17 protein-coding genes, 2 other RNA genes and 1 pseudogene are annotated in these 23,366 nt (G+C 65.1%); 6 read left to right on the top strand and 14 right to left on the bottom strand.

Annotated features, from left to right (window positions below; translation table 11 throughout):
• The 5 genes from HGR_RS05695 to HGR_RS05675 all read right to left on the bottom strand — a co-directional run.
• Positions 1 to 1,834, bottom strand: a 1,834-nt coding sequence (locus HGR_RS05695; RefSeq protein ID WP_006297177.1) for a two-partner secretion domain-containing protein, incomplete at its 3' end; no start/stop codon positions are given.
• Positions 1,770 to 3,548, bottom strand: coding sequence for a ShlB/FhaC/HecB family hemolysin secretion/activation protein (locus HGR_RS05690; protein WP_169312672.1), 1,779 nt, complete (start codon positions 3,546 to 3,548; stop codon positions 1,770 to 1,772). The genes HGR_RS05695 and HGR_RS05690, both read right to left, overlap by 65 nt.
• 426 nt (positions 3,549 to 3,974) lie before the next feature.
• On the bottom strand, positions 3,975 to 5,246 hold the full coding sequence (locus HGR_RS05685) for an efflux RND transporter periplasmic adaptor subunit (RefSeq protein WP_006297175.1): 1,272 nt from the start codon (positions 5,244 to 5,246) through the stop codon (positions 3,975 to 3,977).
• Positions 5,247 to 5,436: 190 nt separating this feature from the next.
• The gene (gene rnhA / locus HGR_RS05680) at positions 5,437 to 5,955 is read right to left on the bottom strand and encodes a ribonuclease HI (RefSeq protein ID WP_006297174.1); all 519 of its coding nucleotides are present in this window, start codon (positions 5,953 to 5,955) and stop codon (positions 5,437 to 5,439) included.
• 28 nt (positions 5,956 to 5,983) lie between these two features.
• Entirely contained in the window at positions 5,984 to 6,874 is an 891-nt protein-coding gene (locus HGR_RS05675) for a methyltransferase domain-containing protein (protein WP_081463444.1), read from the bottom strand.
• Between the two features lie 37 nt (positions 6,875 to 6,911).
• Between HGR_RS05675 and gloB the strand changes: the two genes are divergently transcribed.
• Both gloB and HGR_RS05665 read left to right on the top strand, forming a co-directional pair.
• Positions 6,912 to 7,709 carry a hydroxyacylglutathione hydrolase gene (gene gloB, locus HGR_RS05670; protein WP_006297170.1) on the top strand — a complete coding sequence of 266 codons (798 nt, stop codon included), beginning with the start codon at positions 6,912 to 6,914 and terminating at the stop codon, positions 7,707 to 7,709.
• Entirely contained in the window at positions 7,706 to 9,394 is a 1,689-nt protein-coding gene (locus HGR_RS05665; RefSeq protein WP_006297168.1) for a transglycosylase SLT domain-containing protein, read from the top strand. The genes gloB and HGR_RS05665 overlap by 4 nt, the downstream gene beginning before the upstream one ends.
• 138 nt (positions 9,395 to 9,532) lie before the next feature.
• Here the strand turns inward: HGR_RS05665 and HGR_RS05660 are convergent, their stop codons facing one another.
• The 5 genes from HGR_RS05660 to dnaX form a co-directional block, all read right to left on the bottom strand.
• Positions 9,533 to 10,285 (bottom strand): amino acid ABC transporter permease, encoded by a 753-nt coding sequence (locus HGR_RS05660; RefSeq protein WP_006297167.1) that lies wholly within the window; start codon positions 10,283 to 10,285, stop codon positions 9,533 to 9,535.
• Between the two features lie 161 nt (positions 10,286 to 10,446).
• Entirely contained in the window at positions 10,447 to 11,241 is a 795-nt protein-coding gene (locus HGR_RS05655) for a basic amino acid ABC transporter substrate-binding protein (protein WP_006297166.1), read from the bottom strand.
• A 258-nt stretch (positions 11,242 to 11,499) separates the two neighbouring features.
• Positions 11,500 to 12,090: a recombination mediator RecR gene (recR, locus tag HGR_RS05650; protein ID WP_006297165.1), complete on the bottom strand. Its 591-nt coding sequence runs from the start codon at positions 12,088 to 12,090 to the stop codon at positions 11,500 to 11,502.
• 28 nt (positions 12,091 to 12,118) lie between these two features.
• Positions 12,119 to 12,451: a YbaB/EbfC family nucleoid-associated protein gene (locus HGR_RS05645; protein WP_006297164.1), complete on the bottom strand. Its 333-nt coding sequence runs from the start codon at positions 12,449 to 12,451 to the stop codon at positions 12,119 to 12,121.
• A gap of 66 nt (positions 12,452 to 12,517) precedes the next feature.
• Positions 12,518 to 14,584, bottom strand: a complete 2,067-nt coding sequence (gene dnaX, locus HGR_RS05640) for a DNA polymerase III subunit gamma/tau (RefSeq protein ID WP_006297163.1) — start codon at positions 14,582 to 14,584, stop codon at positions 12,518 to 12,520.
• A gap of 165 nt (positions 14,585 to 14,749) precedes the next feature.
• On the opposite strand from dnaX, the pseudogene HGR_RS05635 reads away from it, so the two are divergent.
• Together HGR_RS05635 and ffs are read left to right on the top strand one after the other, a co-directional pair.
• Positions 14,750 to 16,144: pseudogene (locus HGR_RS05635) on the top strand (methyl-accepting chemotaxis protein); the annotation flags it as partial.
• Between the two features lie 305 nt (positions 16,145 to 16,449).
• An RNA gene (ffs, locus tag HGR_RS17005) (signal recognition particle sRNA small type) lies at positions 16,450 to 16,546 on the top strand.
• Positions 16,547 to 16,672: 126 nt separating this feature from the next.
• On the opposite strand, the gene ssrA is transcribed toward ffs, so the two are convergent.
• From ssrA to HGR_RS05620, 4 genes are all read right to left on the bottom strand, one after another.
• Positions 16,673 to 17,049, bottom strand: a transfer-messenger RNA (tmRNA) gene (ssrA, locus tag HGR_RS17000).
• A 33-nt stretch (positions 17,050 to 17,082) separates the two neighbouring features.
• Positions 17,083 to 17,769, bottom strand: a complete 687-nt coding sequence (locus HGR_RS05630; protein ID WP_039852534.1) for an HAD-IA family hydrolase — start codon at positions 17,767 to 17,769, stop codon at positions 17,083 to 17,085.
• Positions 17,766 to 18,503, bottom strand: coding sequence for a bifunctional 2-polyprenyl-6-hydroxyphenol methylase/3-demethylubiquinol 3-O-methyltransferase UbiG (ubiG, locus tag HGR_RS05625; RefSeq protein ID WP_006297160.1), 738 nt, complete (start codon positions 18,501 to 18,503; stop codon positions 17,766 to 17,768). Before ubiG ends, HGR_RS05630 begins: the two co-directional genes overlap by 4 nt.
• A 114-nt stretch (positions 18,504 to 18,617) precedes the next feature.
• Entirely contained in the window at positions 18,618 to 19,229 is a 612-nt protein-coding gene (locus HGR_RS05620) for an OmpA family protein (RefSeq protein WP_006297159.1), read from the bottom strand.
• Positions 19,230 to 19,551: 322 nt separating this feature from the next.
• Between HGR_RS05620 and gyrA the strand changes: the two genes are divergently transcribed.
• The gene (gene gyrA, locus HGR_RS05615) at positions 19,552 to 22,224 is read left to right on the top strand and encodes a DNA gyrase subunit A (protein ID WP_006297158.1); all 2,673 of its coding nucleotides are present in this window, start codon (positions 19,552 to 19,554) and stop codon (positions 22,222 to 22,224) included.
• Positions 22,221 to 23,354, top strand: a complete 1,134-nt coding sequence (gene serC, locus HGR_RS05610) for a 3-phosphoserine/phosphohydroxythreonine transaminase (RefSeq protein WP_006297157.1) — start codon at positions 22,221 to 22,223, stop codon at positions 23,352 to 23,354. The genes gyrA and serC overlap by 4 nt, the downstream gene beginning before the upstream one ends.
• Positions 23,355 to 23,366 lie beyond the last annotated feature (12 nt).

Raw genomic sequence — 23,366 nt, 5'->3', positions numbered from 1 at the left:
TGGTGATCGTCACCGTCCCGCCGAAGTTGTTCGCGTTGTTCAGCGTGATGGTGTTCGAGCCCGCTGCCAAGGTCGTCGTGCCTGCGACCGTCAGCGTCTGGGCCCCGCTTTGACTGACGGCCCCACCCGAAGTGATCGAGAAGTCCACACCCACGCTCGATGCCCCGATGCCCGTGACCCCGCCCGCACCGGCCGTCATGGAGAGACTTCCAACGGTCGTGATCCCATGGCCATTCATGGTGATCGCATGGCCGGCATTCAAGGTCAGGGTGTCCGCCGCGCCTTGAGCAGCCATGCTCAGGTCACTCAGGAAAATGACGTCGTTACCCGCCAGCAAGGTGACGTTCCCCGAGACGGCGGCCAGGGTCGCGGTATTCACCCAATAATCATCGATTTGGTCATTGGCCTCGAAAGGACCGGAGACGAGCTCAAGTTGCCCCGCCGCAGGATCGGTGTTGGAGATATAAAGATTGTCCGGGTCAAGCAGCAGCGAACCTTGTTGCCCATCGGAGGCCGAGAGATCCACGGCGCCCGCGAACGCCAGACGCTGCTTGCCCGACACCTCGACGAACCCGCCATTGCCGCCGACGGCGCCACCGCGGGCGCTGATCGAACCGAAATACCGTGTGTCCCCATCGGCCCACAGAATGACCTTGCCGCCATTGCCCCGCTCGATCGCATCGGCCTTGATGCGCACGCCGGACCCCACGAAGACCCGCTCCGCGTTGGGGATGTCCGGGTTCTTGCCCTGGTAGTCACCCCCGATCAGGATTTCGCCGCCGCCTTGGGCGCCGCTGGCGTCGACCAGGGCATTGCCGGTCAGGGCCACGCGCTCGCCCAGCACATGCACCTGGCCACCGGTGCTGGACGCGTCACGGCCGGCGGCGTCCAGCGTGCCGCTGTTGAGCACGGAGCTTTCACTGCCGCCGAAGCCCACCAAGCGGATCACACCGCCAGCGTTGTCGATGCGCCCGGCCTTGATGACGCCTTCGTTATTGACCACATGGGCGAACACATCGCGCGCCACGCGGCCCTCCAAGACCACCTGCCCCCCTTCGGCCCGCAATTCGCCGGTGTTGAGGATGGCCGTGTCCAAGCCGTCGATCTGCTCTCGCAGGGCCTCGTCCACGGCGAAGCGCATCAGGCCATCGCCATCGAAATCGAGCGTGATGCGCTCGCCCACGCCCAGATGGATGCGACCCGCGTTGGCGACGATGGTGCCGGAGTTCTCGACGCTGGCACCCAGCAAGCTCACGCTGCCGCCGGTGGCCGCCTGAATGACGCCGCGGTTCACGACCCGGCCGCTGGTTCCCGCCTGACGCTCGAACTTGAGCTGCCCGGCCATGAAGTTTTCGGTGGACAAGCCCAAGCCCGAGGCCACCAGGGAGCCCACGCTCAGCTGCGCGGTGGAGCTGAAGTAGACGCCATTGCCATTGACCAGAATAACGTTGCCGTTGGCGTTGATCTGCCCCCGGATGACGCTGGCATTCTGGTCCAGGATCTGGTTGAGCACCCAGGCGCTGGACGAAGGCTGATAGAAATTGACGCGCTCATTCGCCCCGACGTTGAAGCTGTCCCATTGAACCGCCAAGCGCTGGCTGTTCTGCTGCACTTGGGTGGTGTTGGCATCGGGCTGGCTGATGCTGCCACTGCCGCCCACCACGGTGCCACCCTTGGGACCGGCATACAGCGGCATGGGCAGGGCTACGCCGCCCAGGGCCAAGGCGGCAGCCAGGGCGATGGGCGTGATGCGGGTCAGCGTGACCCGATCAGAAAAGCCAGGCGAGGTCGAACCAGAACCTGGGGTCTGATTTCGCCGCTGCACTTTGCTCATTGCCGCTCTCATCGGTCAGTGGAAAGGCAAGCTGAATCCGTGAATTCAGCTTGTTCGGGATGTTGAAGCGCAGGCCCACGCCCGCGTCGGACAGTTGGTAGTTGTTCTGTGGTTCATTGGGCAGGGGCTGATTCTTCCGCCCCAGCGCATGATCATAAAAAATGGACACCTGGAACAGATCGCGCCAGCGCCAGCCGCCGCCAAAACCATTGAAGGGGGCTTGGACATCACCGAAGCCTGGCGCCTGCAAGATGTACTCCAGCGACAGCAAACCGCCTGTGTCGTACAGCGTGTAGGAGCTGTCAAAACCCCGCAAATGATCGGCGCCACCCACCGCGTACTGCTCCATCGGCACCAGCAGATCATTGGAGAACTGGAACTCGGTTCTGAACAGCACGGACGAACTGCCTGTGATGTTCTGCAGGCGCGAATAAAAAGCCAGCACCTTGCTGAACGCGCCTTCGGCGTAGATGTTCTCGTTCGAGGAGGTTCTCTCGCCACTCAGGCGACTCGGGCGCCGGCCTTGGTCCAGGGAGCGCGCACTCTTGGTGTCCCCCATCGCGCCCAGCAGGTCATTGAAGCCCTGACTGAACTCCAGACCGGCGTAGTTCAGACCGCTGTAGCGTGTGTCCACCGAGTCATAGTTCATGCTCAGTTTCAGCACGGTCAACTTGTCTTCGTTGGCGAGTTCACCAAAACGCTCGGTGGACGAGGTCTTGGAGGCGAGTTCCTGCTGAGTGGAAAAGTTGCCTTCGCGACTGCGCCGCCACACCTGCTTCACATAGAGCCCGTACTGATCCGAGGACCCGCTGAGCTTCTGATCCTCGAAATCACCACCCACGGTGAACTGGTTGCTGCGTGCGAAGCCGCCACCCTGCCAGAAGCCGTCGTGAATCAGCTGGTACTCCAAGCCGCCGTAAAAGTTATTGGCCGGCTGCGCGCTCTGTTGCAAGGTGAGTGACACACGGTCGGCATGGTCGGTCGGGTTGTTCCAATGCAACTGCGCGCGCACCCGATACAGCCCGGTGGTTTCACTGCCCTGGTTGTCGATGTGCACATTGCCGTTGAAACGTTCCTCGTTCGGCACGCGCAGCAGCAAGTCCGCCTCGCCAACCCGCTTGCCCGGTTGGAAGGTTCCGAAGACCGCGAGACCGGGATAGTCTGTGAGCGTGAGCAGGGCGGATTCAGCTTCCTGCTGGCTCACGGGCTCACCCAGCAAATCGTGAAATGGACGCGCCAGCGCACGGGTGGAATACACCTGATTGCCCTCGGCCAGCACTTGCCCCAGGTGGCCCTCGATGACCTGCAAGGTCACGACACCGTCGGTGACGGTCTGCACGGGCAAAACGACCTTGGCCAGAATCAAGCCACGCTGCCGGTAGTAGTTGGTCACCCGGTTGGCGACGGCCTCCATCTCACCGATGGTGAAGCCCTCGGGGGCTTGCTCGCGCAGGGCTTGGTCCAGCAGTTCGCGCGCTTCGTTCAGGGCGATCCCGTAGCGAGGAAGATCACGTGCATCCTGCAAATTGAACCGCGCCACCCGGACGCGCGGACCTTCGCCAGGCGACAGGGAACGCTCCACCAAGGGCGGGATTTCCAGCAAGCCTCCTGGCGTCGGCGCGGGCGGCATGCGATTGGTGGCGTCCGGACGCACAGCCCCAGGTTGCAAGGCATCCGGCAGCGAGGTTTGCTGCGCCCAGACCTCAGCACCCATGATCAATGCCGCGCACGCCATCAGCATCATCCTCCGCGCCGCCAACGCGCCGCGGATTCCAAACAGACCGGCGGGCTTCAGATGCGGCGTAAAGACAGTTTCCCCGTGACTGACGCTGGGATTTTTTGTCATGAGCACCGGCACAACGGAGAAAGCAAAGCAAGTGGTTATTTACTCAGGGAATAGCCTCCGAGTGTAAAAGAGATTTTTTCCTTTACACAGTGGTAAATGGTTGCAAGCAGGTGTATCCGAGCACTTGTGCGCAAGACAACAACAAATTGCACAACTTGGCTCTGTTTCGAGCGGGCTAAGCCGGTGACTCAGCTGGCCCGTGTTACGTATTCGCTGTTACAAATTCGATGGGTTGCGCACCATGCGAATCATGCAGCCCGCCAGAGTCAGGGCCAGTCCGAGCCAGCCGGTGGGTCAGGAACAAGGATTGCCAGGTTCGGCGCGTGCGGCGCCCGATGAGCGGGCGGCGGCTGGCGCGTCGGAACCTCGCTGCGCCAGGCCCGAGCTGAGTTGCGCCACGCGGACCTGCATGCCTTCGCCACGCATGCGCTGCTGGCCTGCGGTGACCACGACATCTCCGGCCGCCAAGCCCTGGACCACTTCCACGCGGCCCGGCTGGCGCAACCCGGTGGTCACTTCGATGCGACGCACCGAACGCAGGACAGGATCGCCATCCTGTCCGCCAACACCAGCGCCGCGACCCGGCCCATCCAGCTTGAACACATACTGCTTGCTGCCCTGGGGGACGATGGCCTCCTCCGGAACGACCAGCGCGTTGTCGCGCGCGCCGAAGACGGTGGTGACCCGCGCGAACATGCCCGGACGCAGCAGTTGCTTGCGGTTGTCGATGCATCCGCGCACCGCCAGCGAACGGCCGTCGGCGTCCACCAGGGGATCGATGGCCTGGATCACCGCAGGTATGGATTGCCCGGGCAGCGCGTCCACCGAAACGAAGGCACTCTGCCCCGCCCGCACCTTGGATTGCAGCCGCTCGGGCAGACGGAAGTCCACGTAAAGCGCCTCGATGTCTTCCAGGTTGACGATGTCGGCGCCGTCACGCACATACTCGCCCAAATCCACCTTGGCGATGCCCACCATGCCATCGAAAGGCGCCGTGATGCGCATGCGGGCCAGCCGCGCGCGAGCCAGCGCGGCCTGGGCCTCGGCCACCTGCAAGCTGGCGCGGCTTTCATCGAGCACGCTGCGCGCGACGAAACTCTGGGCCACCAACTCCTCATTGCGCCGCAGATTGGCGCGCGCGATGGACAACTGCGCTTCGGCTTGACTCAATTCGGCGCGCGGGAGTTCGTCCTCAAGGCGCGCCAGCAACTGGCCGCGCCGCACGCGCGTGCCGTCACGGAAGGCGATCTCGGCGATGCGTCCGGCCACCTCGGGGCGCAGCACCACGCTCTGGCGCGAGCGCAAGGTGCCCACGGCCTGGGCGTCGTCCTGGACGCGAGCCAGCACGACCGCCGCGGCTTCTACACTGGGCAAGCCGCCGCCGCCCCCGCCTGCGCCCGGGGCAGGCCGGGTGGCCGGCTGCCCCACACCAGCGCCCGCCGCACCGGCCACGGGGGACGCGTCGGCGCCCGGCGCAGGTTGGCGGTGCTGGAACCACCACGCGGCACCCGAGGCCACGCCGATGCCCAGGGCCGCGATCACCGGATAAAGAAGTCTGGAAGCCATGCAAATCCATCAGGAAAGAAACTTGAGCGCGTGCGCCCGTGCTTTGCACCCGGGTGGGACGGCATCACCGGACCCGATCACCGGACCCGGCAACGTTCACCGCGAAAGCGGCAAGCATGCCAGAACCATGTAAACCCTTGGTCAAGCCATGGGGTGCCGCGGGCACGCACCGCCGCGGAATCTCGGGCCCTCAACGATGGGACACGACCTGCTCCACGCCCCGGTTGGCCAGCGCATCCGCGCGCTCGTTGCCCGGATCGCCATCGTGCCCCTTGACCCAGCGCCACTCGATGCGGTGCGTCGCGACCTGACCCGGCGCGCCATTGACCAGCAGGTCCAGGCGCTGCCACAGATCGACGTTCTTGACCGGTTGCTTGCTCGCGGTCTTCCAACCCTTGGCCTTCCAGCCGACCAGCCACTCGGTGATGCCTTTGAGGACGTACTGGCTGTCCGCATGCAAGACGACATGGCAAGGGCGCTTGAGGGCCTCCAGCGCCTGAATCACCGCCATCAACTCCATGCGGTTGTTCGTGGTCGCCGGCTCACCGCCGAACAGTTCCTTCTCCACCCCTGCGGAACGCAGCAGCACGCCCCAGCCCCCGGGTCCGGGGTTGCCCTTGCAGGCGCCATCGGTGTAAATCTCCACCGGACTCCCGTCGACTTTCACATCCCTGCTTGCTTGTGGTTGCGCGAGGCTCAAACCAGCCATCCTTTCCTTGTTCTTGGGCTTGCCTTGTTCATCTTGACCGTGACGGAGTGGTGACACGCTCATCCGGCGCTTCCGGACTCGCCATGACGGACTCCGAAACCACCGATTCTCGCCGGTGCCGCACCAGGGACGCCGGCGCAGCCTGCTGCGCCGCGCTCGCGGCGCGACGCCAGCGCGGCTCCAGCAAGCGCACGCCCTGCACGCGCTTGACGGCCACCACGAAATAAACGGCGCCGAGCACGGGCCACCAACGCCCGCCCGCGGAGTCCAACCAGCGCCAGCGATGCAACCAAGACGCACTGCGCAGCAAGGGCCGCCAAAGACCGTAGCGGTCTCCGCCCCCTGCCTCGACCTCCAGATTCAACAGGCGCAACCAATCGCGCAAGCGCCAGGGACTGATGAACTCCAGGTCCGCGGGCAGCACGGGTTGGCAGCGTTGGGCCAGCCAATGCCAGCCGGCCTCGCGCGTGGTTCGCGCCCACCAGGTTTCGCGCCGCTGCCGCCAGCCCCACAGACTCATGGGGTTGAAGCCGCTGATGAGCACCTTGCCGTTGGGCGCGAGCACGCGCGCCACTTCACGCAGCACGGCATGCGGGTCGGGATGGAGGTCCAGGGTATGGGGCAGAGTCACCAGGTCTAAGCTGCCCTCGGAAAAAGGCAATGCGGCGTAGTCGGTGTGGAGCGTGATCGGCCGAGGCGTGGCATCGGCGGTGAGCGAGCCCGTGCCGCAGTGCGCCAGCCAGCGGTGCGGCATGCGATTGGCGGACAGGCTGTCCAGCGCAGGCAAGCCCAACTGCAGGGCGTGGTAGCCGAAAATGTCGGCCACGGCGCGCTCGTACTGCTCGCGCTCCCAGGCGAGAAGATAGCTTCCAGCAGGGGTCTCGCACCAGGACTGCAAATCTATAATTTCGCCGCTCATGACTTCACGCCATGCCTCCTCAAGATAACCCCGACCTGTGACGCTGCTTCCTCTGCCCGCCCTGACCGACAACTACATCTGGCTGTTGCACGATGAGCAACACGCCATCGTTGTGGACCCGGCCGAGGCAGCGCCGGTGCTGGACACTCTGCGAGCTCGGCGTCTGACGCTGCGGGCGATTCTAGTCACCCATCACCACACAGACCATGTGGGCGGCGTGCCCGAGTTACGCGACGCAACGGGCGCGGCCGTCTATGGCCCCGCGAGTGAAGAGATGCCCGAGCCCATCACCCGGGTGAGCGAAGGGGATGCCGTGGAACTGCTGGGCCTGCGTTTCGAGGTACTGGACGTGCCTGGACACACCGCCGGCCACATCGCCTGGTACTGCGCCGAGGCCACCGCGCTGGGCGCGCCTTCGCCCTTGCTCTTCTGTGGCGACACCCTGTTCTCGGGGGGCTGCGGACGCATCTTCGAAGGCACGCCCGCGCAGATGCTGGCTTCACTCGACAAACTCAATCGCCTGCCAGCCGCCACCCGCGTATGCTGCGCGCACGAGTACACCCTGAGCAATCTGCGTTTCGCGCGGGCAGTCGAGCCCGCCAACGAGGCCTTGCGTCAGTACAGCCTGGATTGCGAGGCCTTGCGCGCTCGCGGCGAGCCCACCCTGCCGTCCACGCTCGCGCGCGAGCGCGCCATCAACCCCTTTTTTCGCAGCCGCCAACCCGACGTCGCTCAAGCCGTCGCGCGGACTGCTGGCCACGCATTGACCGGCATGCAGCCCGCGGAAGTCGAGACTTTCGCCGCGCTGCGCCAGTGGAAAAACGAATTCCGATGAAACACTTCTCGCCGCCCTCGCCCCACCCGACGCTGACCGATCCTGCGACTGCGCCGTTCAGCCGCCACCCCGAACGTCTCCGCGCCTCCGCTTGCGCGATCTTGCTCACGCTGGGCTTGAGCGCTTGCGCGGTGACCGATGAACTGGCGCAGCGCACCGCACCCCAGCCTGCGGTCGCGTCATCCGCGCCGGAGCGTGAATCGGCTGCGCCCTTGACTGCGGTCGTGGACACCAACACCCGCAGCTCGCGCGCGGCGATTTCTGCCCCCGCGCCGCAAACACAGGCCGCGCCAATGCCGCCTCCCGCATCGCCAGCGCCGGGCCCCGCAGCCGCACGCACTTCGGAGCCGGCAGCCGCGGCGGCGCTCCCCCTCCAGCCCCTGCCGAAACCGTTGACGCCCGCCACGCACTCGGTGGTTGAATTGGCCCCGCCGGATGATCTTTGGCAGCGCATCCGCCAAGGCTTCGCCATGCCGGACCTGGACAGCCCCCTGGTACCCGGACGCGAGCAGTGGTACGCGGCCCGGCCGGAGGAGTTCATCGCGATGACCGAGCGATCACGCATGTACCTCTTCCACATCGTCGAGGAGATCGAGCGCCGTGGCCTGCCCACCGAGTTGGCGCTGCTGCCTTTCGTCGAAAGCGCCTACAACCCGCTGGCCTACTCCAGCGCGCGCGCAGCCGGCATGTGGCAGTTCATTCCGAGCACAGGACGGGTCTACCAGCTGCGGCAGAACGCCTTCCGAGACGACCGGCGCGACGTGCTGGCCTCCACCCGTGCCGCGTTGGACTACCTTGAAAAACTGCACGGCATGTTCGGGGACTGGCACCTGGCCCTGGCGGCCTACAACTGGGGCGAAGGCGCGGTGGGCCGTGCCATCGCCAAGAACAAGCGCTTGAAGAAACCAACGGACTATGTCTCCCTCTCCCGGCTGATGCCCAAGGAGACACGCTACTACGTGCCCAAGTTCCAGGCGGTGAAGAGCCTGATCGCCGATCCGGCGCGCTTCGCCATCACGCTGCCCGAGTTTGGCAATCACCCTTATTTCGACAGCGTGGAAATCACGCGCGACATCGACGTGGAACTCGCCGCGGAGCTGGCCGAGGTGCGGCTAGAAGACTTCAAGGCGCTCAACCCGTCCCTGCACCGGCCGGTCATCCTCGCGGCGGGCACCCCGCAGATCCTGCTGCCCTGGGATAACGCGATCGTGTTCGAGCAAAACCTGAACGCCTTCCTCGAACAGCAAAAAGGTCAGTTGGCAAGCTGGACGGTCTGGACCGCCCCCAAGACCATGAAGACCACGGAAGTGGCGCAGCGGCTCAAGATCGACGAGAAGGCACTGCGCCAGGCCAACGCCATTCCCAGTCACATGATCATCCGCGCCGGCTCCACCCTGCTGGTGCCGCGCCCCAGCGATCACGAGCACGATGTGACGGAACGCATCGCCGATCATGGTCAGCTCAATATCTTCCCTGAGACTGAGCTACGCCGCGTGGTCTACAAAGCCGGCAAGCGTGACACGGTGAACATCATCGCGCGCCGCTACGGACTGGCTCCGGCCAAGGTGGCTGAGTGGAACAAACTGAAGGTGAGCGACAAGTTCGAGCCTGGCCAAACCGTCGTGCTCTTCCGTTGGATGCCCGTGACCTCCACCATCGGCACGCCGGTGCGCAAGGACAGCTGAATAACGGCACGGCCAATCATCATCCTGGACCGAGTCATCGGCGCAGCAAAAAAACGGCCGGGCTTGAAGCCCGGCCGTTTTGCTGTGTGAGCGTTGCTTTCCCGGACGGGCCCTTGCCCCGCTGGGAGGCAAGGCTGCTCACTTGCCCCGCTGGTGCTCGGGCACTTCCAGGCGCTTGGCGGCCAGCGACAACAGCAAGGTCATCACCAGGTACAGGGCCGAAATCGCCAGGTAGGGCTCCCAGTAGCGCGAGTAGGCCCCCGCGACCGTGCGCGCGGCCAGGGCCAGGTCAGCCAGGCCGATCGCGGAAACCAAGGACGAATCCTTGAGCAGCATGATGGCCTCGTTGACCAGCGGCGGCACCATGCGGCGCGCCGCCTGGGGCACAACCACGTAGCGCATGGACTGCGCGTGCGTGAAGCCCAGGCTGTAGGCAGCCTGTGTTTGCCCCTGGTGGATGGACTGGATGCCGGCGCGGAAGATTTCCGAGATGTAGGCCCCAGCATTCAACGACAGCGCCACGGCCCCCGAGAAGAAGGCGCCGTAGTTCTGGCGGAACTCACTGGCCAGCGGGCCGGTCAGCAAGAGGCCATGCTCGGAATGCACCAGCGTGGGCATCAGCGCAAAGTGCACCAGCAGAATCTGCACGAACAGCGGCGTGCCGCGGAAGAAAGTGACGTAAGCCACGGCCAGCCATTGCACGGGCTTGAGCGCCCAACGCGCGAGGGTGGAATTCGGGGGCGGTGCCTTGCGGGAGCTGGTGACCAGGCCCGTCAACAGCCCCAGCACCAGTCCGACCACGATGGCCACGAGCGTCACCAGGATGGTCGTCTTCAGACCCGAGACAAACAGGGGCGCGTACCCGGCAAGGATGTTCCAGCGCAAATCCATGTCGTATGACTACTTTCTTATTGAACAGGCGACCGCGCCAATCGAGGACTGGGCTCACGAGCCCCAAACACGGACGGCCTGCGTGACACCGTTGCAGGTCACGCAGGCCGTCGCCGTTCGGTTCAGATCAGGCCGGTCCGATCGATACGGCTTTCAGCCGATTACTTCTTGCCGCCGAACCACTGAGCGTGGATCTTGGCGTAAGTGCCATCGGCCTTGATCGCCGCCAGGCCCTTGTTGATCTTCTCCAGCAGCTCGGTGTTGCCCTTGCGAACGGCGATGCCGTACTGCTCGGGCGTGAAGCTGTCGTCGCTCACGGTCTTGAACTTGAAGTTGGCGTTGTTGTTGACATAGTTCTCGACCACGCCATTGTCAGCCACCACGGCTTGCACGCCGCCAGCTTCCAGTTCCTTCAGGGCCAGGGGGGTGGATTCGAAACGCTTGATGTTGGCGCTGTCCTTGCCCAGCAGGCCTTGCACGACATCGTCACCCGTGGTGCCGGTTTGCACGCCCACCTTCAGGGTCTTGATGTCAGCGAACTTGGTCACGGTGGACTTCTCGGCCACGGCGATCAGTTGCTTGGCGTCGAAATAGGGGTTGGAGAAATCCATCGTCTGCTTGCGCTCGGCGGTGATGGTGATGGCCGACACCAGCAGATCGCGGTCACCTTGAGCCAGGGTGTTGAAGATGCCTTCCCACGGCGTGTTGACGAACTTGACTTCCAGGCCCTGATTGGCGGCGATGGCCTTCACCACGTCAATGTCGAAACCAACGATGTTGCCTTGGGCGTCCTGGGATTCGAAAGGTGCATAGGCGGCATCGGTACCCACCACCAGAGCCTTGGCGGGGGCGGCTTCTTCCTTCTTACCGCAGGCGGCCAGGCCGGCAATGGCGAAGCCAGCCAGCACCAGGGCAGCCAGCTTGAGAGTGGATCGTTTGGATTGAGCGGTTTGCATAAAAGTCCTTGTAGGGGGTGAGAAACAAAAAAGAAACCGGAACCTCTATTGTCGCTTGCTTTGCGAGCGTCCCACCCCGCCAGACGCAGGTCCTGCGCTCAGCCAGGTGGGCCTGCGGGCCGGGCACCGGGTTCCGGGTTCCGTTCGGGCCGAGCCCTAAACGCAGCCACAAACGCAGCCCATGCGAGCAATATTCATACCTGCGTCGACACTCTTTGCGCCAAGCTGCCAGCGCAAGCGTCTGCGTGGAACAGCCCCTCAACGCCGATCTGCCAGCGCGTGGGCGATGGTGCCCAGGTCCACGTACTCCAACTCACTGCCGATGGGCACGCCTCGAGCGAGCCGCGTGACAGCCACCCCCCGGCTCTTCATGGCCTCGGCGATCACATGGGCTGTCGCTTCTCCCTCACCGGTGAAATTGGTGGCAATGATGACCTCGCGCACGGTGCCATCGCTGGCACGCGCCAACAGGGCGGGCAGCCCGATGTCCTTGGGGCCAATGCCATCGAGTGGGCTCAGCCGCCCCATCAGCACGTGGTACAGACCTTTGTAGGCGCCCGTGCGCTCAAGCGCCATCTGATCGGCAGGGGTTTCCACGACGCACAAGCGGCTGGCGTCGCGCGCCGGATCGCTGCACAACGCACAGATTTCGGTTTCGCTGAAGGTGTGGCAGCGGGCGCAATGGCGTACTTGGGCCACCGCCTGCTGCAGTGCTCCGGCCAGGAGCTGCGCGCCCTCGCGGTCATGCTGCAGGAGGTGGAAGGCCATGCGCTGAGCAGAGCGCTGCCCCACACCGGGCAGGCGACGCAGGGCATGGATCAGCGCGTCGAGAGAATGGGGGTCGGACACGCGGTGAACAGGTCAGAGCGTCAGACGGTCAGAAGGGAAACTTCAAACCGCCGGGCAAACCCGGCATGCCCGAGGTCAGCTTGCCCATCTTCTCCTGCGAGGTTTCCTCGACCTTGCGCACGGCGGCATTGAAGGCCGCGGCCACCAGGTCCTCCAGCATGTCCTTGTCGTCGGCCAGCAGGCTTGGGTCGATGACCACGCGCTTGACGTCGTGCTTGCCCGTCATCGTGACCTTGACTAGACCGGCCCCGGACTCGCCCGTGACTTCCATCAGGGCGATCTCGTCTTGCGCCTTCTTGAGGTTGTCCTGCATGGCCTGGGCCTGCTTCATGAGGCCGGCGAGTTGTCCTTTGTTGAACATGCTTTTCCTTTTCAGATGATTGAATCGAAGCGAGGGCTATGCCCGAAACGCCTCGGCGGCACGGGCTCAGGCATCCACTGCCTTGATGCTGCCAGGCACGATTTTCGCGCCAAAGTCTCGCATCATCGCCTGCACGAAGGGGTTTTCGTGGACCAGTTGCTCGGCCGCCTGCTGCCGCTCGGCCGCGGCCGCCGCGTTGCGCTTGGCCGGGCTGTCACTCACCCGCCCGATTTCCACGGTCAGTGTCACGGCATGCCCCGCGGCCTGCAAGGCCGCTTGCAAACGCTCGCGGCTGCTGCCCGAGTTCAGCGATTCACGCTCCACGCGCAGCAGCCAATGCTGGCTGTTGCCGCTGGTGTCGCGCGCGACGAGTTGAGATTGCAAGGCGAGTTCACGCACCAGCGCGGTCACGGCCTCGGCGGCGATGAGTTGGCGCACCAGGCCATGCCAGAAATCGCCCTCCTCGGTCGGCACCAAGGGTGTCCCCGTGGCGCCAGGCATCGGCGCATCCAAGCGTGCTTCGGGCGCCGTGCGCACCGGCAAGGGCACGGGCTCCGCGGGCGGCTGTGGGGCCGCCGGCATCGGGCGCGAAGGCTGCGGCGGAGCCGGTCGCACCGCATCCACCACGGGCAAGCGTTGACCCGGCCGAGGCGCGGTCATCGCTGAAGAGCCGGCGGGCGCAGATGCAGTCGCGGGAGACGCAACAGCCGCATGAACCGCCGACGAGGGCGTTACGGCGGACGATGCCGATGCGGAAGATGCAGACGTGGCCTCGGGCACGAGGGGCCGTGTCGGCGCAACGGCCTGCGGCACGGTCATCCGTGTGACGACTTGCGGGGCCGGGCTGTATGGCGCGGGCATCGGTGACGGCCGGGGTGCCGGCGCAGACCCGGCCGCAGATGCGGGCAAAGCCGCAACCGGTACGCGCGGCTGGCTTTCGGCCTCGGCTTCAGCCGACGCTAGAGTTTTTTTTTCCTGCGAGGCGCTGGCGCTCGAACCTGGATGGGCGCCGACAGAAGCTCCGGGCTTGAACGCCAGAAGCCGCAGCAGCACCATGGTTAGGCCCGCGTATTCGTCGGGGGCCAAGCCCAGCTCGGCGCGGCCATGCAAGCAGATGCTGTAGAGCAGCTGCGTCTCGTCGGGCGGCAACACCGCGGCCAGGCGCGCAATCTCCGCGGCGTCCGGATCGGCGAGGTCAGCGGCATCCGCCGGGCGCGCGCCCCCGGTGGCCTGGTGGACGGCCATGCGCTGCAGCACCGCGCTCATCTCTTCCAGGGTCGCGGGCGCGGACAGGCCATGCAGGCGCAAGGCCTCGGAGGTTTCCACCACGGTCAGCCCATCGCCCCGCGCCAAGGCATCGATCAGGCGCAGCACATGGCCGCGGTCCGCGCTGCCCAGCATCTGACGCACGGCGGCCTCTTCCAAGCGGCCGCCGCCAAAGGCGATGGCCTGGTCGGTCAGGCTGAGAGCGTCGCGCATGGAGCCGCGCGCCGCGCGCGCCAACAGGCGCAAGGCGCCCGTCTCTGCCGCCACGTTCTCGGCGGCCAGCACACGGGTCAGGTGCTCCAGCACTGTTTCCGGCGCCATGGGCCTCAGATTGAACTGCAGGCAGCGCGACAGCACGGTGACCGGCACCTTCTGCGGATCGGTGGTCGCCAGCACGAACTTGAGGTACTCGGGCGGCTCTTCCAGCGTCTTCAACATGGCGTTGAAGGCCGTGTTGGTCAGCATGTGCACTTCGTCGATCATGAAGACCTTGAAGCGCCCCTGAACCGGCTTGTAGACCGCCTGCTCCAGCAAGGCCTGCACTTCATCGACGCCGCGGTTGGAGGCCGCGTCCAGCTCGGTGTAATCGACAAAACGGCCCGCGTCGATGTCCAGGCAGGCCGGGCAGGTGCCGCAGGGTTGGGCGGTGATGCCGCCCTGCCCGTCGGGCCCGATGCAATTCAGCGACTTGGCCAGCACGCGCGAGACCGTGGTCTTGCCCACGCCACGCGTGCCGGTGAACAGATAAGCATGGTGCAGGCGCTGCTGCGTGAGCGCGTTGGCAAGCGCCTGCACCACGTGCTCCTGGCCCACCATTTCGGAAAAGCTCCGGGGACGGTATTTGCGGGCGAGCACGAGGTAAGACATGGGCACGGATTCTATGTGGTGCCCGCCACCAGCCTGCGCGGCCTGTACCAGCCACCAAAATTTTCACAACAAGAATCAGTCAATCCGAAAAAACCCTAAAAATTTATCAGAAATGCCAACTTGTTAACCTTCGCAACTTGTAACAAAGCCTCCCGCTCCCGGGCCATGCCAGGCGGGCCCCATCCCATGAAGAACCATCGCATCGGCACCCGCCTTGCCGCAGGCTTCGGCTTGCTCATCCTCTTTTCCCTGATCATGCTGGTCAGCGGGATCTACCAGCTGCGCCACACCGCCGAGGCCACGCGCCAGATGATGCAGGAGCCCTTGCAAAAGGAGCGCCTGGTCACGGACTGGTACGCCGGCATCAGCGCCAGCGTGCAACGCGCCACGGCCGTCGCGCGCAGCAACGACAACGCCTTGACCGAACTGTTCGCCGCGGCGAACGCCGCCTCCAGCAAGGAAATCAGCGAACGCCAGGCGCAATTCGCCAAGCTGATTTCCAACCCTCAAGAACAGGCGTTGTTCGACAAAGTCATCGAATACCGGCAGGCCTACATCAAGGCGCGGGACGCGATCATCGCGGCCAAGACCGCCGGCCAACTCGACCAGGTCCAGCGCTTGTTCGAGCAGACCTTCCTGCCCGCCTCGCGCGATTACCTGGGTGGACTGCAAAGCCTGCGCGATCACCAGCGCGCCAGCATTGACCGCGTGGGCGCGGAGATCGATGGCAGCGCGGCGCGCGGCTACGCCCTGCTGGGGGGCATCGGCCTGGCCATCGCACTCACGGGCGCGCTGATCGCTTGGTCGCTCACGCGCAGCATCGTCCAACCCCTGACGCAAGCCGTGCAGGCCGCGCGGGCCGTGGCCGACGGAAACCTGACGCTTGAGCTGCGAGCCGAGGGCCGGGACGAAGCGGCGCAGCTGCTCCACGCCTTACGGGACATGACCCAGCGCTTGCGCGGCATCGTCGGGGACGTTCTGCAAGGTTCGCAAACCATCGCCAGCGCGGCGACGCAGATCGCGGCCGGCAATCGGGACCTGTCCAGCCGCACCGAAGAGCAAGCGGGCTCATTGCAACAAACGGCGGCTTCGATGGAAGAGATCACGTCCACCGTGCGGCACAACGCGGACAACGCCCGCCAAGCCAATCAATTGGCGCGGGAAACCGCCACGCAAGCGGCTCGCAGCGGCCAGGTGGCCGACCAAGTGGTGGAGACCATGGGGGGCATCCATGACGCCTCGCGCCGCATCGTGGACATCATCGGCGTGATCGATGGCATTGCCTTCCAGACCAACATCCTCGCCCTGAACGCGGCGGTGGAGGCCGCGCGCGCGGGCGAACAAGGTCGGGGTTTTGCGGTGGTCGCCAGCGAGGTGCGCAACCTGGCCCAGCGTTCGGCGGAAGCCGCGAAAGAAATCAAGGGCCTGATTGGCGACACGGTGAACAAAGTGGACGCGGGCACACAACTCGTGGAACAGGCTGGCGCCTCCATCCGCGATGTCGTCAACAGCGTCCAGCGTGTGCACGACATCGTGGCCGAGATCAGCGCGGCCACGCAGGAACAAACCGCGGGACTGGAACTGGTCAACCAAAACATGGCCCAGATGGACCTGGTGACGCAGCAGAACGCCGCGCTGGTGGAGGAGTCCACCGCCGCGACGCAGTCCTTGGAAGCCCAGGCAAGTCAGCTCGCGCGGACTGTCAGCGTCTTTCGCGTTGGCGCAGCACCTAGTGCGACGGTGCCCCCGCACGGCGCGTGGCGGCGCACTTCCCAGCCATCGCTCGACCGGCCACGGCCTGAGCATGACGGCGGGGACATAGGGATAAGACCAGCCAGACATCCACAGCCGCTACAATCGGCAGCGACGGGCCTTCCCGCATGGTGAAGCGGCCAACCGGGTCAGGTGGGGAACCAAGCAGCCCTAACCACGGAGCCAGTGCCGGGGTCGAGGTCCGTCACCCTACATCCCATACCCCGCTAGCCACGCCTTTCGTAGGGCTTGGTACGGCTGGCGAACTGCACGCACGAAGCTCAAAAAACAAAATGCCGTTTGCTGAATTTCAGCAAACGGCATTCGCTATTGAGATGGTGGAGCTGGGGGGATTTGAACCCCCGTCCGCAAGCCTTCTTCGTACAGTTCTACATGTGTAGCCATCTGATTTAAGTCTCGCTTCTTACACCGCGCAGTGGCACGCTGTGCAAGACGCCAGCAACCTATTTTCTCGACCCGCCCTAAGTTACCCAAGGCGGGCCCAGCCGAATGAAGTTACCCCACAGCCTGGACAGCTTGCGCCACCCTTGCCCAGCCTATCGGCTTGCTGTTGTGAGGCTCACGTGCAATTAAGCAGCGAGTGCGAAACGTTCGTCGTTTGCAGTTAGTTTGTTTGAATCTGTTTTACGAGCACATTCAGCTCGACATGCCCTGCCACGCGTCCGAACCCACGTCGAAACCAGTGCAGCCCCTGAGGCTCTCATTTTAGGCCGGTTCGGGCGATTTCAAGCGAGTAGGGCCAGAAGTTCTTGCGGATGTTCAATGGCGGCGTCAGCACCCCAGGCCGCAGCATCCGTTTTCGACCCGAGGTAGCCGTAAGTCGCCGCCACCGTGCGCATGCCGGCGGCCTTGCCCGCGACGATGTCGCGCTCGTCATCGCCCACGTACACGCAAAGCTGGGGCGCCAGCCCCAGCCTGCGCGCGGCTTCCAACAGGGGGGCGGGATGTGGCTTGGGGTGGGGCGTGGTGTCACCACTGACGATGGCCTGGGCGCAGGTGAAGAGAGGCATGCCCGCCGTCAGCGGCAAGGTGAAGCGCTCGAATTTGTTCGTGACCACGCCCCAGGCGAGGCCACGTCCGTGGAGCGACACCACCAACTCAGGCACGCCCTCGAAGATCACGGTGCGCTCGCGCATGCAACGCTCATAGTTGTCGAGGAATTCCGCGCGCAGGGCCGGAAACTCGGGGTGCTCGGGCGTGTAGCCGCGGTCCGCGAATGCCACGCCGATCATGCCGCGCGCGCCCGCGCCGGCCATGGGCCGGTACTGCGCCAGGGGCAACTCAGGCAGGCCACGTGCCACGCGCATGAGGTTCGCGGCATGACCCAGGTCGGGCGCGCTGTCGATCAAGGTACCGTCCAGATCGAACAACACGGCTCGGATCCCTGCGCCCCCAGCGCCAGACCCCTTCATGCGGCCACCACTTTGCGGGTGGCGAGGAGGTAGTTGACGCTGGTGTCGTCGTTGAGCGCATAACGCCGCGTCAGCGGGTTGTAGCCCATGCCGCGCGAGGCCCGCAGCTCCAGACCGGCGTCGCGCACATCGCGCGCGAGTTCGCTGGGGCGGATGAACTTGGCGTATTCGTGGGTGCCACGCGGCAACAGGTTCAGCACGTACTCGGCCCCGACGATGGCGAACAGGAAGGACTTGGGGTTGCGGTTGATGGTGGAGAAAAACACCCACCCGCCTGGCTTGACCAGGGTGGAGCAGGCGCGCACGACCGAGGCGGGATCAGGCACATGCTCCAGCATCTCCATGCAGGTCACCACATCGAAGCTGGCGGGCGCCTCGGCGGCCAGGGCTTCGGCGCTGATTTCGCGGTAGTTGATGTTGGGCGTGCCGGCTTCCAGTGCGTGCAATTGCGCGACCTTCAGCGCCTTGGTGGAGAGGTCGATGCCCGTCACCTGCGCGCCGGCCCGCGCCATGCTGTCGGCCAGGATGCCGCCACCGCAGCCCACGTCCAGCACCGCCTTGCCAGCGAGGCCCTTGCCCGAGCCCTCAGCCACCAGACCGGACAACCAGTTCAGCCGCAGGGGGTTGATTTCATGCAAGGGACGGAATTCGCTCTGCGGGTCCCACCAGCGGTGGGCCAGTTCGGAGAACTTCGCCAGTTCGGCGGGATCGGCATTGACTCGGGTTGCGCTCATGGGGCGGGATTATCGCGCGGCAGGCCAGCGCCAAGACTGAACCGCACAAACACCAAGGGCTGTCATGGACAGCCCTTGGTGTTTGCCTAGCCCGCGCGAGGCGGGCCGCAATGATCAGCGAACGATGACCAATTCGATGTCGGCACGGCGGTTCACGGCACGGCCCTCGGCGGTGTCGTTCGGACGCGCGGGAGCAGTCAAGCCCTTGCCTTCGGTGAAGACGCTGGCGGAGTTGATGCCCTGGGCCGTCAGATGCGCCTTGACAGCCTCGGCGCGGCGCACGGACAGCTTCAGGTTGTACTCGGGCGTGCCAATGGAGTCGGTGTGGCCGACCACGATGGTGGCCTCCACGGTCCGGCCCTTGGCTTTGGCGGCCAGCGTGTCCAGGGAGGCGATCGCCTCGGGCTTGAGTTCCGACTTATCGAAATCAAAGAACACGGTGACCGTCTCCACCTGCTTGACGCCCAGCGGGGAGGTCAGCACGACATCGGGTTGGGGCTTGGCCTCGGGCTTGGGCGCAGCCGCAGCGGGGGCCGGTGTCGCGGCAGGCGCCGCAGCCGGGGCTTGGCCCGTGGTTGCGGGCGCGGTCTCGGCCTGAGGCGCTGGCGCCTGGACCGAGGCGGCACAGCCGGCCAGCACGATGGCCGCGGTCATGACCGCGAGCACTTGGGAGAAACGGGAGAAAGCGGAATGCGATCGAGCGCGGGCCTCACTGATATTTTTCATGGAATCCTCGTTGTGGGGGCTGGGCCCCGGCGGAAAAGACGGCTGACACGGGGTCAGGGTGTGTGCAGGCGGTCGATTCTGCCAGAGCCCCCATGAAAAAGCGCCGCTTGGCCGTGAATCCAACTGTTGCTTGGTGTAAGTCTGTGGGCGGCGCAACCCGCTTGGCCGGGCTCCAAAAGGTCAGGCACGGGCACCGCGGCGTGCGGCGGGCGCGGACCACGAACCGGGGTCGAACTAAAATGGCGGATTGCCTTCGCTCGGCGAGCCTTCTTTCGCCACCGCGCGGCCCCTCGGATCCCCAAAGAACACCTCGTTCCAGCCCATGACCGAATTCGCCAAGGAAACCCTGCCCATCAGCCTGGAAGAGGAGATGCGCCGCAGCTACCTCGACTACGCCATGAGCGTCATCATCGGCCGGGCCCTGCCGGATGCGCGCGACGGCTTCAAGCCGGTGCACCGCCGCGTGCTGTTCGCCATGCACGAGCTGAACAACGACTGGAACCGCCCGTACAAGAAATCGGCGCGCATCGTTGGCGACGTGATCGGCAAGTACCACCCGCACGGCGATCAGTCGGTGTACGACACCATCGTGCGCATGGCGCAGGACTTCTCCATGCGCCACATGCTGGTGGATGGCCAGGGCAACTTCGGCTCGGTGGACGGCGACCCCGCCGCCGCCATGCGTTACACCGAAATCCGCCTGGCCAAGATCGCGCATGAGGCTCTGGCCGACATCGACAAGGAAACCGTGGACTTCGGGCCCAACTACGACGGCTCGGAAAAAGAACCCCTGGTGCTGCCGACGCGCGTGCCCAACCTGCTGGTCAACGGCTCGGGCGGCATCGCCGTGGGCATGGCGACCAACATCCCGCCGCACAACCTCAACGAGGTGGTGGACGCGTGCCTGCACGTGCTGAAGAACCCAGGCGCCTCCATCGACGAACTGATGGAAATCATCCCCGCTCCGGACTTCCCAACCGCGGGCATCATCTACGGCATGCAGGGCGTGAAGGACGGCTACCGCACGGGTCGGGGCCGGGTTGTCATGCGCGCCCGCTGCCACTTCGAGGACATCGACAAGGGCCAGCGCCAGTCCATCATCGTCGACGAGCTGCCCTACCAGGTCAACAAGAAGAGCCTGCTGGAACGCATCGCCGAGCTGGTGCACGAGAAGAAGATCGAAGGCATCAGCCACATCCAGGACGAGAGCGACAAGTCCGGCATGCGCGTGGTGATCGAACTCAAGCGCGGCGAACTGCCCGAGGTGGTGCTGAACAACCTCTACAAGCAGACGCAGCTGCAAGACACCTTCGGCATGAACATGGTGGCCCTGGTGGGCGGTCAGCCCAAGCTGTGCAACCTGAAGGACCTGATCGTGGTCTTCCTGGACCACCGCCGCGAAGTGGTCACCCGCCGCACGGTGTTCGAGCTGCGCAAGGCCCGCGAACGCGGCCATGTGCTCGAAGGCCTGGCCGTGGCCCTGGCCAACATCGACGAGTTCATCCGCATCATCCGCGAGTCGCCCACGCCGCCGGTGGCCAAGGCTGAACTGATGACCCGCGCCTGGGACAGCAAGCTGGTGCGCGAGATGCTCACGCGCAGCCGCGCCGATGGCGGCGTGATCAACGCCGACGACTACCGCCCCGAAGGGTTGGAGCGCGAATTCGGCATGCAGAACGATGGCCTCTATCGCCTGTCTGAAACCCAGGCCCAGGAAATCCTGCAGATGCGCCTGCAGCGCCTGACCGGGCTGGAACAAGACAAGATCGTCGCCGAGTACAAGGACGTCATGGCCGAGATCGAGAACCTGCTCGACATCCTGGCCAGGCCCGAACGCGTGGCCGCCATCGTGGGCGAGGAACTGGCGGGCATCAAACAGGAATTCGGCCAGACCAAACTGGGCGCGCGCCGCAGCGTGGTGGAGCACAACGCGCAAGACCTGGCCACCGAGGACCTGATCGCTCCCGAGGACAAGGTGGTCACACTTTCACATGCGGGCTACATCAAGAGCCAGCCCCTGTCCGAATACCGCGCCCAAAAGCGCGGCGGACGCGGCAAGCAGGCCACCCAGACCAAGGAAGACGACTGGATCGACCAGCTCTTCATCGCCAACACGCACGACTACATCCTGTGCTTCTCCAACCGCGGCCGCCTGTATTGGCTCAAGGTCTGGGAAGTGCCGGAAGGCTCGCGCAACTCGCGCGGCCGTCCCATCGTCAACATGTTCCCGCTGGCCGAGGGCGAGAAGATCACGGTCGTGCTGCCGCTGACCGGTGAGTTCAGCAGCTTCCCGTCCGACCACTACGTGTTCATGGCCACCCGCATGGGCACGGTCAAGAAGACGTCACTGGACGAATTCAACAACCCGCGCAAGGCCGGCATCATCGCCGTGGACCTGGACGCGGGCGACTTCCTGATTGGCGCCGCGTTGACCGATGGCCGGCATGACGTCATGCTGTTCTCCGACGGCGGCAAGGCCGTGCGCTTCGACGAAAACGACGTGCGCCCCATGGGTCGCAACGCGCGCGGCGTGCGCGGCATGATGCTGGACGATGGCCAGAGCGTCATCGCCATGCTGGTCGCCCAGGATGAAACCCAGAACGACGTCAACGGCGAGGCCGCGCGCACCAGCGTGCTGACCGCCACGGAAAACGGCTACGGCAAGCGCACGCCGATCGCCGAATACACCCGCCACGGGCGTGGCACCAAGGGCATGATCGCCATCCAGCAGAGCGAGCGCAATGGCAAGGTCGTGGCGGCCACCCTGGTGCACACCGACGACGAGATCATGCTCATCACCGACAAGGGCGTGCTGGTGCGAACCCGCGTGAGCGAAATCCGCGAAATGGGCCGTGCCACGCAAGGCGTGACCCTGATCGCGCTGGACGACGGCACCCAGCTCAGCGGCCTGCAGCGCATCGTCGAGAACGACGCCAACGGTGAGATCCACGGCGACGCGAATGGCAACGGGACCGAGGAAGGCGGCGAGGCATGAACGCGCGCGCGCTGTCCGCCCGTCCTTACAACTTCTCCGCCGGGCCGGCGGCCATTCCCGCCGAGGTGCTGAGCCAGGCCGCCGCCGAAATGCTCGATTGGCACGGCAGCGGCATGAGCGTCATGGAGATGAGCCATCGCGGCAAGGAGTTCGACAGCATCCACAACCAGGCGCTGGCGGATTTGCGCGAGCTGCTGGCCGTGCCGGCGAACTTCCGCATCCTCTTCATGCAAGGCGGCGGGCTGGCGGAAAACGCCATCGTGCCCTTGAACCTGGCGGGGCGCACGTCCGGCGTGGGCCAAGGCGGCGGTGTGATGGACTACGTGGTCACGGGCAGCTGGAGCCAGAAATCGGCCAAGGAAGCCCGTCGCTATGGTGAAGTCCGTGTCGCCGCAAGTGGGGAGACCGAAGGCTTCACTCGCGTTCCAGACCCAGCCGGCTGGCAACTCAGCGCCAAGGCCAGCTATGTGCACCTCTGCTCGAACGAAACCATCCATGGCGTGGAATACCACCAGCTGCCCGATCTGAAGGCCCTGGGATCGGATGCCCCCTTGGTGGTGGATTTTTCCTCGCACGCGGCTTCGCGCCCGGTGGACTGGTCGCGCGTCGGCCTGGCCTATGGCGGCGCGCAGAAAAACCTCGGCCCGGCGGGCCTGACGCTGGTGATCGTTCGCGAGGATCTGCTGGGTCACGCCCTGCCCGTCTGCCCAAGCGCCTTCAACTACCAGACCGTGGCCGAGAACAACTCCATGTTCAACACGCCGCCCACCTACGCCATCTACATCGCGGGCCTGGTGTTCCAGTGGCTCAAGAAGCAAGGCGGCATTCAAGCGGTCGAGGCGCGCAACATCGCCAAGGCGCGGCTGCTGTACGACTTCATCGATGGCTCGCAGCTCTACGTGAACAAGGTCGCCAAGGACAACCGCTCGCGCATGAACGTGCCCTTCTTCCTGCGCGACGAGGCACGCAACACCGCCTTCCTGGACGGTGCCAAGGCCGCTGGCTTGCTGCAGCTCAAGGGCCACAAGTCGGTGGGCGGCATGCGCGCCTCCATCTACAACGCCATGCCCCTCAAAGGCGTGCAGGCGCTGGTGGACTACATGCGCGACTTCGAGAAAACCCAAGCCTGACACCGAGACCCC

The sequence above is a fragment of the Hylemonella gracilis ATCC 19624 genome, from assembly GCF_000211835.1.
Classification (GTDB): domain Bacteria; phylum Pseudomonadota; class Gammaproteobacteria; order Burkholderiales; family Burkholderiaceae_C; genus Hylemonella; species Hylemonella gracilis.
Note: the sequence above shows the minus strand (reverse complement) of the source record. Positions and strands in the feature narration are given on the sequence as shown.

Coding starts and splice junctions, on each gene's coding strand:
- HGR_RS05690 (WP_169312672.1), bottom strand. CDS start 3,548: ATGGGTGCTGAGGTCTGGGCGCAGCAAACCTCGCTGCCGGATGCCTTG.
- HGR_RS05685 (WP_006297175.1), bottom strand. CDS start 5,246: ATGGCTTCCAGACTTCTTTATCCGGTGATCGCGGCCCTGGGCATCGGC.
- rnhA (WP_006297174.1), bottom strand. CDS start 5,955: ATGGCTGGTTTGAGCCTCGCGCAACCACAAGCAAGCAGGGATGTGAAA.
- HGR_RS05675 (WP_081463444.1), bottom strand. CDS start 6,874: ATGAGCGGCGAAATTATAGATTTGCAGTCCTGGTGCGAGACCCCTGCT.
- HGR_RS05665 (WP_006297168.1), top strand. CDS start 7,706: ATGAAACACTTCTCGCCGCCCTCGCCCCACCCGACGCTGACCGATCCT.
- HGR_RS05660 (WP_006297167.1), bottom strand. CDS start 10,285: ATGGATTTGCGCTGGAACATCCTTGCCGGGTACGCGCCCCTGTTTGTC.
- HGR_RS05655 (WP_006297166.1), bottom strand. CDS start 11,241: ATGCAAACCGCTCAATCCAAACGATCCACTCTCAAGCTGGCTGCCCTG.
- HGR_RS05645 (WP_006297164.1), bottom strand. CDS start 12,451: ATGTTCAACAAAGGACAACTCGCCGGCCTCATGAAGCAGGCCCAGGCC.
- dnaX (WP_006297163.1), bottom strand. CDS start 14,584: ATGTCTTACCTCGTGCTCGCCCGCAAATACCGTCCCCGGAGCTTTTCC.
- HGR_RS05630 (WP_039852534.1), bottom strand. CDS start 17,769: ATGAAGGGGTCTGGCGCTGGGGGCGCAGGGATCCGAGCCGTGTTGTTC.
- ubiG (WP_006297160.1), bottom strand. CDS start 18,503: ATGAGCGCAACCCGAGTCAATGCCGATCCCGCCGAACTGGCGAAGTTC.
- HGR_RS05620 (WP_006297159.1), bottom strand. CDS start 19,229: ATGAAAAATATCAGTGAGGCCCGCGCTCGATCGCATTCCGCTTTCTCC.
- gyrA (WP_006297158.1), top strand. CDS start 19,552: ATGACCGAATTCGCCAAGGAAACCCTGCCCATCAGCCTGGAAGAGGAG.
- serC (WP_006297157.1), top strand. CDS start 22,221: ATGAACGCGCGCGCGCTGTCCGCCCGTCCTTACAACTTCTCCGCCGGG.